At 62.5% G+C, this 14,847-nt stretch carries 1 protein-coding gene (only partly in view); it reads right to left on the reverse strand.

What is annotated here, in order from left to right:
* Positions 1-14,847: the 3' portion of a non-ribosomal peptide synthase/polyketide synthase gene (locus C7T36_RS04000; RefSeq protein ID WP_146153423.1), read on the reverse strand. It continues 13,758 nt past the right edge of the window; only the last 14,847 of its 28,605 coding nucleotides appear in the window; its start codon lies beyond the right edge, outside the window; its stop codon occupies positions 1-3.

Here is a 14,847-nt window from a genome sequence, read left to right on the forward strand (position 1 = left end):
TTACCCGTCGATACGGTCACCCTTTTCCGCGCTCGCCTGCGCATCCGCAATCAAAGAGCTCACCAACGAGGCAATTCCGTCAGCACCGAGCGCCGGGAGAATTCCCGGAACCAGGCCGGTCAGAGACACGGAGATCAAGGCATCCGCACCCAGCGCGGCACCCATCGTCGCTCTCATCAGCGCCAACTTCTCGGCCAGCTGTGTGAAGGTCACCACGGTGTCGCCGTGTGTGAAGGCAACCGCCGTCGGATCTGCTGCGGCGGCCGCTGCTGCGAGGTCCGGAAGATCGGCGGCAGTCTTCGGCTCGGCGGCCTCGATCAGCGCGCGTTCGAAGTCCGTCACGATGTCGATGGTCCGCAGAACCACTGTCGGATCTGCGGCAACGGCGTCGACCACGGCCCGCAACCTGGCTGCGAACAGTTCCATGGTCGCGGCGTCGTACAGATCGGTTGCGTAGGTGAACCGCATCCGGATATCGGACAACGCTCCGCGCTCGTCGAACTCCTCGATACCGGTGAGCTGCAGGTCGAACATCGCCGAGTCGAATCCGTCATCGACCGCCGACAGTTCGAGCCCCGGCAGCGCAAACGTGCCAAGTGCCATGTTCTGGAACGTGAGCATCACCTGGAACAGCGGTGAGTACGCCTGTGAGCGCTCACGCCCGATCTGCTCGACCAGACGCTCGAAGGGCACATCCGCATGTCCGAACGCCGCGAGGTCCTTCTCCTTCACCTGCTGCAGCAGGTCCACAAACGTGGTTGCCGGTTTCACCTGCGTGCGCAACACCAGCGTGTTGACGAACATACCGACCAGGTCATCGAGGACTCGCTCACCACGGCCCGCCACCGGTGTACCGATCGCGATGTCGTTCGAGCCGCTGAGCTTGGACAGCAGCACCGAGAACGCGGCGTGCACGACCATGAACACGGTCGAGTTCTGCTCGCGCGCGATTTCCGCAATTCGACGCGTGGAGTCGGTGCCGAGTGTGAACAGGAAGTCCGCACCCTTCATCGACTGCGTCGGTGGGCGAGGACGGTCCGTCGGCAGTTCCAGAAGTTCGGGAATGCCGGCGAGTTCCTGCGTCCAGTAGGCAAGCTGCGTCGACAGCTCGCTGTCCGGATCGTCCTCGGAACCCAGTACGTCGCGCTGCCACAACGTGTAGTCCGCGTACTGGACTTCGAGCGGACTCCATTCGGGTGCCGCTCCCCCGGTACGCGCCGTGTACGCGATCATTGTGTCTCGGATCATCGGAGCCATCGAGAAGGCGTCGCCGCTGATGTGGTGGACCACCACGATCAGGACATGCTCGGTGGGCGTGATCTGGAACAGGCGAACGCGCAGCGGAACACCGGCAGTGACGTCGAAGCCCTGACCGACAACCTTCGCGACCTCGGCCCCAATCGTGTCTTCGCCGACATACAGCACGGCCATGTCGACAACGGCTGCCGACTTCGACTGAATCGACTGCGTCGGGCCGTCCCCGAGATCGGGATAGAACGTCCGCAGGATCTCGTGGCGAGCAACAAGGTCGGAGACGGCCGACTGCAATGCTGCGACGTCGAGATCGCCGGACATCCGGATCGCGACCGGGATGTTGTACGCGGCAGACCTGCGATCGATCTGGTTGAGAACCCACATCCGCTGCTGAGCGAGAGACAACGGAATCTGCGACGGTCGTTCCTGCGCCACCAACTGTGCCCGCGAACCGGAACCGGCATGTTCGAGCACCCGCGACGCCAGCAGTCCGACAGTCGACGCTTCGAAGATGATCCGCACCGGAATCTGGGCGTCAAGTGCCTGCCCCAAGCGTGCGACGACCTGTGTGGCGATCAGCGAGTTTCCGCCGAGATCGAAGAAGTCGTCGTCCAACCCGACTCGTGGAACGCCCAGGACTTCGGCAAACACCGACGCCACGATCTCCTCCACCGGGTTGCTCGGGGCACGGAATTCCGTTGCCTCGAATTCGGGTTCCGGCAGCGCCTTTCGATCGATCTTGCCGTTGATGTTGAGCGGCAATTCGCTCAGCACCATCAACGCCGACGGCACCATGTAACTCGGCAACTCGCGGACGAGCTCCGCCTTCACGCTGTCGACGTCGACGGTGGCCCCGGCCTGCGGAACGAGGTACCCGACCAGTCGATCCCCCAGTCGAGGATCGGTTTTCGCGACGACAACCGCGGCGTCCACGGACTCAGCAGCTCTGATAACAGCTTCGATCTCACCGAGTTCGATGCGGTAGCCACGGATCTTCACCTGGAAGTCGGCACGATCGACGTACTCGAGTTCACCGCCACTGCGCCAGACAACGAGGTCGCCGGTGCGGTACAGACGTGAGCCCGGTTCTCCGAAGGTGTTGGCGACAAAGCGTTCCGACGTCAGGTCGGCGCGGCCGTGATAACCGCGAGCCAACTGGGTTCCGGCCAGGTACAGCTCACCGGTGACTCCGACCGGGACCGGATGCAGTCGCTCGTCGAGCACGTAGACCTGCGTATTCCATTCCGGGGCACCGATCGAGACCGACGAGGTGTCGCTCTCGTCCACATCGTGCGCCGTCACTGACACCGCAGCCTCAGTCGGACCGTACAGATTGACCAGTGCCGCATCGGACACCTTGCGGAACTCTGCCGCCGTTGCCGCGGGCAAGGCCTCACCGATGGCAAGGACACGCTCGAGCGACTGCGGAAGAGTGCCGTCTGCTGCGGCCGTCAGCATCGAGAGCATGGACGGCACCGCGTGCAGCGTCGTCACCTTCTCCTGGGCGATGAGCGCCAGCATGTACTCGGCGTCCTTGTGGCCGTCCGGGTCGGCGATGACCAGGCGGGACCCGGATGTCAACGCGGACCAGAACTCCCAGACCGAGAGGTCGAATGTTGCTGCGGTCTTGAGCAACATTGCGTCGGTCTGGTCGAGACCGTAGCGATCACGCTTCCACAGAAGCTGATTGACGATCGCGGCGTGGGACAGCGCCACACCCTTCGGCTTGCCGGTCGATCCCGACGTGAAGATCACGTACGCGGTATTCGCCGAACGAAGCGGTGCGATCCGCTCGTCGCCGTGTACAGGCGCTCCGGAGACGCCCGACAGATCGAGGGTGTCGATGACCAGAACGTTGTCGATCCCCGTGAGCGACGGTGCGTCGTCCTCGGTACTGAGCACGCACACCGGAGCGGCCATCTCGAGGACATAACCGGTTCGATCGGCCGGATGATCCGGATCGATCGGAACGTAACCGCCGCCTGCCTTGGCAACGGCATACATGCCGATCACCAGATCGATGGAGCGTCGCATTCCCAACGCCACCAACGATTCCGGACCGACACCCAGTTCGATCAGGTGGCGGGCGAGCCGGTTGACCTTGTTGTCGAACTCCGCGTACGTCAGCGATTCGAGTCCGTGCACCAACGCAACGGAATCACCGTGCGCGGCAACCTGCTGATCGAACAGATCGACCAGGGTCGCCTCGGAGTCGAGTACATGCTCCGTTGCATTCCATTCCTGCAGAACCTGATTCGACTCATGCGGATCGAGCACGTCGATGTCGCCGACCACGATCGACGGATCGGCAACAACCGCGGCCAGAACGGTGTTGAACCGATCAGCAAAGGACTGGACTGTCGACTCGTCAAAAAGGTCATGGGCGTAGCTGAATACAGCCGAGATGCCCGAGGCAACACCACGCTCGTCGTAGTTGTCACCGACGATCAACTGCAGATCGAACTGGGCAACACCGTTGTCGATCTCCAGGCCCTTCACCGTGAGACCAGGCAGTTCCAGGCTTGCCTGTTCCATGTTCTGGAAGAGGAAGCCCACCTGGTAGAGCGGGTGGCGAGCAGTCGAACGGGCGGGATTGAGAACCTCGACCAGTCGCTCGAACGGAACGTCGGCATGCGCGAATGCCTGCAGATCGTTCTCTCGCACGCGGGCAAGCAGTTCCGTGAAGCTGTCTGCGCCGTCGACGTGTGTCCGGAACACCAGGGTATTGACGAACATGCCGATCAGGTCGTCGAGCGCACGCTCACCACGACCGGCGATCGGGGTGCCCACCGCGATGTCGTCGGTACCGGACAAGCGCGCCAGCAGGACCGCAAACGCTGCGTGCGTGACCATGAACAAGGTGGTTCCGTGCTCACGGGCCAGCGCCGACAGACCCTGATGCACTGCTGCGTCGATCTCGAACTGAAGGTAGCCACCGCGGTACGACTGCGCGGCGGGACGCAGACGGTCCGTCGGCAGGTCCAGCTGGTCCGGCAGCCCGGCCAAAGCCTGGCTCCAGTAGGCGATCTGCTCGGACGACACGGATTCCGGGTCGTCCTCGCTGCCCAGCACCTCGCGCTGCCACAGGCTGTAATCGGCGTACTGCACGTCCAGCGGAGCCCAACCCGGCGCCGTTCCCTGCGCCCGTGCCGCGTAGGCCATGACGAGGTCGCGGGCGAACGGAGTAGTCGAGGAGCCGTCCGCGGCGATGTGGTGCACCACGACGGCGAGAACGTACTCGTTCTCGGCTACCTGGAACAACCGAATCCGCAGCGGGATTTCGGCCGTCACGTCGAACCTCGTCGACGCCAATTCGACCAGCTTGCCGACAATCTCGGCTTCCGTGACGCTTTCGACGTCCAATTGCACCGGCGTATGTCCTACCGGTTCGATGACCTGGACCGGTCCCGAATCGGTTTCCGGATACACAGTGCGCAGGGTTTCGTGACGGGCAACGACGTCGCCGATAGCCGCACGCATCGCCCTCAGATCGAGTTCGCCGCTCAGTCGCAGAGCAAACGGCATGTTGTAGGCACCGGCGGAGCCGTCGAACCGGTTGAGGAACCACATACGTTGCTGCGCAAGAGAAAGCGGAATCTCTTCCGGACGATCCTGAGCTGTCAGCGCAAGGCGGCTTCCTTCGCCGACGTGCGATTCGAGACGTGCGGCGAGTTCCTGAACGGTGGACGCTTCGAACAGAAGGCGAACCGGTACGGCCGTCTCGAGTTCTTCGGCGATCCGCATGACAACCCGAGTCGCGATGAGGGAGTTGCCACCCAACTCGAAGAAATCATCATCCAACCCCACCCGATCAACACCCAACACACCCACAAACGCCGACGCCACCACCAACTCCACCGACGACACCGGAGCCCGAAACACCCGAGCCTCGAACACCGGCTCCGGCAACAACGCCCGATCCAACTTCCCCGACGAATTAAGTGGGAACGCATCCAACACCACCACAGCAGCCGGAACCATATAACCCGGAACCCGCTCCCCCACAAACCCCCGCAACACCGACACATCCACAACACTGCCCACAGCCGGCACCACATACCCCACCAACTGATCACCCGTCGCCGACCCACGCACCACCACCGCAGCCGACAACACTGACGAATGCGACACCAACGCCGCCTCGATCTCCCCCAACTCGATCCGCTGACCCCGGAACTTCACCTGAAAATCAGTACGACCGATGTACTCCAGATCCCCCTCAGACGACCACCTCACAAGGTCACCCGTCCGATACATCCGCTCCCCACCCACACCGAACGGCGACGCCACAAACCGATCCGCACTCAAATCCGGACGACCCACATACCCCCGAGCCAACTGCACACCCGACAAATACAACTCACCCGCAACACCCACCGCAACCGGCCGAAGGCGCGAATCCAACACAAACACCCGGCAATTCCACTCCGGCACACCAATCGACACCACAGACCCCGACCCAGCACCCGTCACATCCGCAAACGTAAACGACACCGCAGCCTCAGTCGGACCATACAAATTATGCAACCGCGCCGACGACACCAACCCGAACTCACGCACCGCCTCCACCGGCAACGCCTCACCGATCACCAACACATCACGCAACGAACCCAACAACCCCGGATCCACCAACGACGAAAACGTCGACAACATCGTCGGAACAAAATCCGTCACCGACACACCCTGCTCGTCAATCACCGACGCCAAATACCCCGGATCCCGATGACCATCAGCCGACGCCAACACCAACACCGCACCCACCCGCAACGGCATGAAAAAACCCCACAACGACACATCGAACGTCGTCGCCGTCTTCTGCAAATACACATCCGCAGCCGACAAAACATACTCGCCCTGCATGAACTCGAGCTGATTCACAATCGCCGCATGCGAGACCGCCACACCCTTCGGACGACCCGTCGACCCCGACGTGAAAATCACATACGCCGTATTCGACGCCCGCAACGGCGACAACCGATCCACATCCAACACCCGCGCACCCGAAAAACCAGACACATCAACAACATCGACACACACAACCCGACGACCCGACGCCGTGAAACCATCACGCTCCGTCGACACCACACACACCGGATCAGCCGAATCCAACACATACTCATTACGCGAGGACGGAGCATCAGGATCCAACGGCACCCACGCCCCACCCGCACGCACAATCGCATACAACCCAACCAACAGATCAACCGACCGCCGAACAGCCAACCCCACCAACGACTCCGGCCCAACACCCAAACCGATCAAATAACGCGCAAACCTATTAACCCTCTCATCGAACTCCCCATACGAGAGCACCTCATCCCCACACACCACCGCCCGCGAACCCGAAGAAACCCCCACCACAGAATCAAAACCATCCAACAACAACCCACCCACAACCGGACGAGACGTGTCGTTCCAGGTTTCGAGCACCAAAGCACGCTCAGGCGCGGTCATGATCTCGATGTCACCGACTGCAGTAGACGGAGTTTCACCGATTTCTGTCAGCAGAGTCTCGAGGCGACCCAGCAGGGCCTGCGCGTACGACTCGTCGAAGAAGTCGGGTAGGTAACGAAGGGTCAAGTGCAGTTGGTCGTCGAGACCGATCAGCAGGGTGAGCGGGTAGTTCGTGGAATCGTCGGAGGCGACGTCGTCGATCACCATGCCGTCCAAGAACTCTGCTTGCGCTGCAAGACCGTCACGGTCGACCGGGTAGGACTCGAAGATCACCAGAGTGTCGAAGAGTCCGCCGACGCCCGCGGCGCTCTGCACGTCGGTCAGGCCGAGGTAATGGTGATCGAGCAATCCCGCCTGTTCGATCTGAACCCGGGAGAGCAATGCCTCGACGGACTCGGCCAGATCCAGTTGGACACGCACGGGCAGCGTGTTGATGAACAGACCCACCATCTTCTCGACGCTGTCGAGTTGTGGCGGACGGCCGGAGACCGTGGCACCGAAGACGATGTCCTGGCGACCGGTCATGCGTCCCAGCAGAATTGCCCAGGCAGCCTGGACGATCGTGTTGGCGGTAACGCCGGTCCTCGATGCCAAACCGGTCAGTGTCGCGGTCACCGATTCGCTGAGCGAGATCTGCAACTTCTGCGACAGCGCACTGAATTCCTGACCAACGACGGTGGGAGCCAACAACGTCGGCTCTTCGACGCCGCCCAGCGCTTTCGCCCAGGCATCCATGGACACACTGCGATCCTGCTGGACCAGCCACGCGAGGTAGTTCCGGTAGCTCAGTGCCCGCGTCTGAGCGAGAATGTTCCCACGCATCGCGTAGTGGCCGAGGAGCGTCTGGAGCAGCAGCGGCATGGACCAGCCGTCGAGGATGATGTGGTGGTTTGCCACAACAAGGCGGTATTCGCTCGCCGCGATCTTGATCAGCGTGAACTTGATCAACGGCGGGTTCGACATGTCGAAGTGCGTGGCCTGGTCCTCGGCAAGAATCCGATCCAACTCGCGGCGTCGTTCTTCGCTGTCAGCGATTGTGGTGAGATCCAGTTCGCGCCACGGCACGTCGATGTCACCGAGAACTACCTGGACCGGCGTCCCCGTTCCGTCGACCACAAATGCGGTGCGCAGGTTCGGGTGACGATCGATGATGGCCTGAGCTGCGGCGTGGAGGCGATCCGCGTCGACGCGGCCGGACAGCGAGAGAACCATCTGCACGGAGTACAGGTCGACGGTCGACTCGGCCATGACAGCGTGGAACAGCAGACCCGACTGCAGCGGAGCCAGCGGCCAGACGTCCTGCACCGCCGGGAAACGCTGCTCGAACCCGTCGAGATCCTGCTGGGTCAGCGTTACCAGCGGCACGTCCGACGGCGTGAGTCCGCCTGCGCCGACGGCCTGTGCGTGCTGCGCCAGCGCTGTGAGTGCTCCGACCCACAGGTCGGCCAGGGCTTGCACCTCGGTGGCGCTCAGCAATCCGTTCGGGAAGGCAAACGATGCTTCGAGCACCGCGCCGTCAGGGCCGTCGTTGACGATGGCATTGATGTCGACAACCTTGTTGGCCGGCATGTCCGGGTCTTCCGGCGCGGCGACATCGGAGAAGTCGCGTGCCGGAATCCATCCGAGGCCTTGCGCTGCAGCCGGAATATCCTCCGCCACAATGCGACCCAGGTAGTTGAAGCTGACCTGCCCGCTGCTCAGCTTCGACAGCTCGGTGCGGGTGTCGTCGTTGACGTACCGCAGCAGTCCGTAGCCGACACCCTTGTCGGGAGCGGCGAGCAACTGCTCCTTGACTGCCTTGATCGCCGCTCCCGCAGCAACTCCGGCGTCGAAGGCGTCGTCGATGTCGATACCGGCAAGGTCGAGGGCGACGGGGAAGGCCGCCGTGAACCAGCCGACGGTGCGCGAGAGATCGGCACCCGGGACGACGCCCTCTTCGCGGCCGTGGCCCTCGAGCTGGAGCAGTGCCGCTTCGGTGTCGATGCCCCGGTCACGCCGCCAGCGCACCAGTGCCAAAGCTAGTCCGGCCAGCAAACCGTCGTTGGCTCCGCCGCGGAACATCTCGGGCAGGGTGGTCAGCAGCGTCTCGGTGACGTCTGTGGGCACCTCGACGCGCACACGCTCGACTGTTGCCGCAACGTCGACGGAGGGGTCGAACGCACGCGAACCGAGAATGGGGTCCGGAGTCGACAGCGTCTTACGCCAACGTGGCAGTTCTGCCAGTCGCTTGTCGGATCGTGATTCCGCAGCCAGTGAGTGCGCCCAGGTACGCATGGACGTGCCCGTCGGTTCGAGCACGGGCACACTTCCGCCACTGCGCTGGGCCCACGCGGAAATCAAGTCCGGCACGATAATTCGCCAGGAGACGCCGTCGACGATCAGGTGATGCGCAGCCACGATCAATCGGCCGGTACGCGTGTCACCGAAGTCGATCCACACGAACTGAGCCATGACACCAGCGGCCGGATCCAACCGGCCGAGAGCGTCGTCGAGAGCGCCCGACGCGATGGCCGTCAGCTCTGAATCCGCAATCGCCGGGTCAACCTGCACCCGGCGCACCAAACCATCCACGTCGACGGTTCCGGGCGCGGACACAGCCATGCCCGGACCACGCTGATCATCGACCAGACGCGAACGGAACATGTCGTGGTGATCGATGACCGCAGTCAACGTTTCGACAACACCGGTCCGGTCGATTCCCAGCGGCAATTCCAACGTCAACAGCTGGTTGAACCGCTGGTAGCTGCCGGGCCGTTCGAACATGAAGCGCTTGATCGGAGTGAGCGGCATCCAACCGATGCCGCCGCCTTCGATCTCGGCGAGAACAGTGATCGCGTCGGCGTCGGAGCCGAAGACAGCAACCTCGGCCAACTCTGCCACCGTCTTGTTCTCGAACACGTCCTTGGGCGTGAAGAGAACACCGCGGGCCTTGGCCCGGGATACCAGTTGGATCGACATGATCGAGTCTCCGCCCTGAGCGAAGAACGAGTCGTCGGTACCGATCTGGTCGAGGCCGAGAACGTCGGCAAAGACCTCGCTGAGGATGCGTTCCATCTCGGTGGTGGGAGCGCGGAACTCCTTGACCTCGAATACCGGCTCCGGCAGAGCCTTTCGGTCCAGCTTGCCGGCCGGGGTCAGCGGCATGTCGGTCAGAACCATGATCGACGCAGGCACCATGTGCGCCGGCAGGGTGCGTGAGACGAACTCACTCAGATCTGCCGAGCTGACAGCAGATTCCTTGCCGACAAACACGTACGACACCAGTGCCGGAGCACCGGACGCCAGCGTGGTGCCCATCGTCGCAGCGAACTCGACGTCCGAATGTGCCGTAAGGGCGGCGTCGATCTCACCGAGCTCGATACGGAAGCCACGGATCTTCACCTGGAAGTCGTTGCGGCCCACATACTCAACCTGATATTGGTCAGTCCAACGCACAACGTCACCGGTGCGGTACATGCGCTCACCAGGCAGGCCGTGCGGGTTGGCAACAAACCGATCCGCACTCAATCCCGGCCGGCGATGATAGCCGCGGGTGACCTGAGGGCCCGACAGGTACAGCTCACCGGCAACACCAACCGGAACGGGCTGCAGACGCGTGTCGAGAACAAACGCGGCCATGTCGCCGATGGTTTCGCCGATGGTCATCCGGTCGCCCGGCATCAGCGGCACACTGACATTGGTGACGATAGTGGTCTCGGTGGGACCGTAGACATTGAGGAACGTACGTCGACGGTTCGGCTGATCCGCCCACTTGGCCATCAACTCCGGCGAGTACGCCTCGCCGCCGACACCAACCACCTCGAGATCGTTCAGGCCCGACGGATCCATGGAAGCCAACGCCGCCGGCGTGATGAAGGCGTGTGTGACGCGTTCGGACTTGAACAGCGCAGTCAACTCGTCGCCGCCGAAGATCGACGTCGGGACGATCACCATGGCAGCGCCTGTCGCGACAGCCAGGAACAGTTCGAGCATCGACGCGTCGAAACTCGGCGACGCGAAGTGCAGCGTGCGGGAGTTCGGCGTCACCAGGTAGTGCTGTGCCTGCGTTGCACTGAAGCTCGCGAGGCCCGCACCGGTAGCAACAACACCCTTGGGCAAGCCCGTTGTGCCTGATGTGTAGATCACCCAGGCGGGATGCGCCGGAAGGACGGGGCGCACACGTTCATCTTCACGAATCGGTGACTTATCCTGCGCTGCCATCAGTTCCGCGCAAGCATCACTGTCGATCGCGAGCCACTCCACGGTGTCGGTAAGTGCTGCGAGTTCAGCTTCGAGAGTCAGACCGACCGAGACGCCCGAGTCGGAGACCATATGCGCGATGCGGTCAGCCGGGTAGTGCGGATCGATGGGAACAACCGCGGCGCCAGTCTTGGATACCGCCCACACCAGCAGGACCGATTCGATGGAACGCGGAATCGACACTGCGACCAGATCTTCGGCGCCCAGACCGCGAGCGATCAGGACACGGGCGAGGCGCGACGACCACTCGTCGACCTCGGCGTAGGTCATCGACCGATCCTGGTAGCGGAGAGCTTCGTTGGAGGGATACTGCAACGCGGTCTCGGCCAGGATGTCGGCCAACGGCTTCGGCTCGATGCCCGAGGACGCTCGGCGACTGGTCAATTCGATGCGCTCAGGCGCTTCGAGGATGTTAATGTCGCCGACAGCCTGCGTCGCATCCACGGCGACGGCTTCGAGAATTCGAGTCAACCTCTCGGCGAAGGAGACAACTGTCCCCTCGTCGAAGAGGTCCGTCGCATACGTGAAGGTCGCAGTCATTCCGTGACCATCGGCAGCTTCCACCAGGGTCAACTGAAGGTCGAACTTCGCTACGGTTTCCGCGATATCGAATTCGGTGATATCGAGTCCCGGCAGCGTCAGGTTATTCTGCCCCAGGTTCTGGAATGCCAAGGCAACCTGGAACAACGGGTTGTGAGCCTGCGAACGCACCGGATCGAGAACCTCGACCAGCCGCTCGAACGGCACGTCTGCGTGAGCGAAAGCCGCGAGATCACTCTCACGCGCCGACGTAAGCAGATCGAGGAAACGCATCCCCGGATCGACCTCGGTGCGCAGCACGAGCGTGTTGACGAACATACCGATCAGATCGTCGAGTTCTGCTTCGCCGCGACCGGCCACCGGGGTACCGACTGCGATGTCGGTGGTGCCGGACAACCGGGCAAGAAGTGTTGCCAACGCCGAGTGCATCACCATGAACAGCGATGCCTGGTGCTCGCGACCCACAGCAGCCAGTTCGCGGTGAACATCCGCGGAAATCGGGAAGCTGTAGGTGGCTCCCCGTCCGGTGAACACGGCTGGACGCGCGCGGTCACTGGGCAAGGTGATCTGGTCTGGAACTCCGTCGAGAGCCTTAGCCCAGTAGCCGATCTGCTCTGCGAGTACGGATTCCGTGTCACTCTCGGAACCGAGAACACCACGCTGCCACAACGCGTAGTCGGCGTACTGCACCGGCAACGGCGCCCACGTCGGGGTCTGCCCCTGTGAGCGGGCGTAGTACGCGGTCATCACGTCGCGGATCAACGGGCCCATCGAGAAACCGTCGGTGGAGATGTGGTGAATCACTATCGCCAGTACAAACGAGTCCTCGGCAAGCTGGAAGAGCTTGGCCCGCAACGGAACCTCAGCCGTGACGTCAAAACCTGATGAGACGAACTCCGTCACCGCCGCTACGATGTCGGATGCCTCGAGTTGCACGGGAGCCAGATTCACCGGAACTGCTGCCGCCGGCAGTATCCGCTGGTAGCCGATTCCGTCGACCTCGGGGTAGACCGTGCGCAGGACCTCGTGACGCTTCACTACGTCCATGACAGCGTCGTACAACGCCGCCTCATCCAACTCGCCGGTAAGCGTGATCGCCATCGGAATGTTGTTGGCTGCCGACTCGCGGTCCAATTGGTTGAGGAACCACATGCGTTGCTGCGCAAACGACAACGGCACCTGCGCCGGACGATCCTGCGCAGTCAACGCCGCACGCGAACCACCACCGACATGAGAACCGAGGCGAGCGGCCAAACCCTCCACCGTCGACGCCTCGAACAACTCCCGCACCGACACCGCAGCATCCAGCGCCTGACCCAACCGCGACGTCACCTGCGTCGCAATCAACGAATTACCGCCGAGCGCAAAGAAATCGTCATCCAAACCGACACGCTCGGCACCCAGAACATCCGCAAACGTCTGCGCCACAACCTCTTCCACCACCGACGTCGGAGCCCGGAACACCGCAACCTGCAGCGACGGAGCCGGCAACGCCCGACGATCCAACTTCCCGTTCACCGTCAACGGAATCGCATCCAACACCACAAACGCCGACGGCACCATGTACTCCGGCAACAACGAACCCACCGACACCCGAAGATCGTCGACCGAAACGCTCACACCCGCAGCCGGAACCACATACGCCACCAACCGCTGATCACCCGGAGAATCCTCACGAACAACCACCGCCGTCTGCGCCACCGACACAGCCGCCAACACCGCAGACTCGATCTCACCGATCTCGATCCGGAAACCACGGATCTTCACCTGATCATCAGCGCGACCCAGATACTCCAGATCGCCAGCGCTGTTCCACGAAGCCACATCACCCGTGCGGTACAACACCTCGCCGGCATTGAACGGATTCGCCACAAACCGCGTCGACGTCAAACCCTGCTGACCCAGATAACCGCGAGCCAACTGCACACCCGCGACATACATCTCACCCGCGACACCGACGGGCACCGGAGCCAAACGCGTATCCAGCACAAACACCTGCAGACCCGAAATAGCCTGACCCACAACACTCGCCGACGCATCCGCCGCCATCGCAGCATCCAACACGCGATGGCTCACATGCACCGTCGTCTCCGTGATGCCGTACATGTTCACCAACGTCGGCGCACTGTCACCGCGGCGGCCGTACCAATCCGACAAACGTCGAAGCTCGAGCGCCTCGCCACCGAAAACAACCCACCGCAACGACAACTCGGCGGCCTGACCGGATTCCGACGCCAACCGATCAGCCTCGGCCAACTGATAGAACGCCGACGGCGTCTGATTGAGCACCGTCACCCGCTCAGCAGCAAGCAACTCCAGGAACTGCTCCGGCGACCGCGACGTCACATAGTCCACGACGACCAACGTGCCGCCGTAGAGCAACGGACCCCACAACTCCCACACCGAGAAGTCGAACGCATAACTGTGGAACATCGTCCACACATCCGACTCGTCGAACCCGTACACACTCTCGGTATTCGCGAACAATTTCGCCACCGTGATGTGCGGAACCTGCACACCCTTCGGGCGACCCGTCGAACCCGACGTGTAAATCACATACGCAACATTCGAGGTACGCAACGGCGACACACGATCAGCATCCGTCACCACCGAACCATCGAACTCGGTCAGATCCACCGCGTCGATATCGACCACCGGCAGACCAGCAGGCAACACCAACTCACGCTCGGACCACGAAATCGCGCACACCGGAGCAGCATCGGCGAGCATGAACTCGATACGGTCGCTCGGGTACGACGGATCCACCGGCAGATACCCGGCACCGGACTGCACTACCGCCAACAACGCCACCACAAGATCAGCCGACCGCGGCAACGCCACCGCCACCAACGTCTCCGGACCACAGCCCAACGCAATCAACCTGCGCGCCAACCGATTCGACCGAACCGACAACTCCGCATACGTCAACGACTCGTCACCGAACCGCACCGCGATCCGATCACCGAACTCCGCAGCGGCACGATCGAACCACGCCGGCAACGTCGACTCCACACCGCTGTCGATACCCGTGTCACTCCACGCCAGAACACGATCCAACTCACCTGAAGTCAGAACATCCACGTCGCCCACGGCGGCAGTCGGGTCCGCGACAACGCCACGGAGGACGGACACGAATCGATCAGCGAACTCGGCCGCTGTCGACGCGTCGAACAGGTCCGTCGCGTAAGTCAGGGTGCCGGACATACCGGCGTCAGCAGCGTCTTCAAGAGTGAACTGCAGATCGAACTTGGCCAGTGCTGCGTCGAATGCCACAGCAGCGGCGGTGAGTCCGGGCAGTTCGAGAGCACTCTGGCCAAGGTTCTGGAAGGTCAATGCCACCTGGAACAGCGGGTGGTGTGC

Origin of the sequence: Rhodococcus sp. AD45-ID (assembly GCF_003023755.1) — a bacterium.
Classification (GTDB): Bacteria; Actinomycetota; Actinomycetes; order Mycobacteriales; family Mycobacteriaceae; genus Rhodococcus_F; species Rhodococcus_F globerula.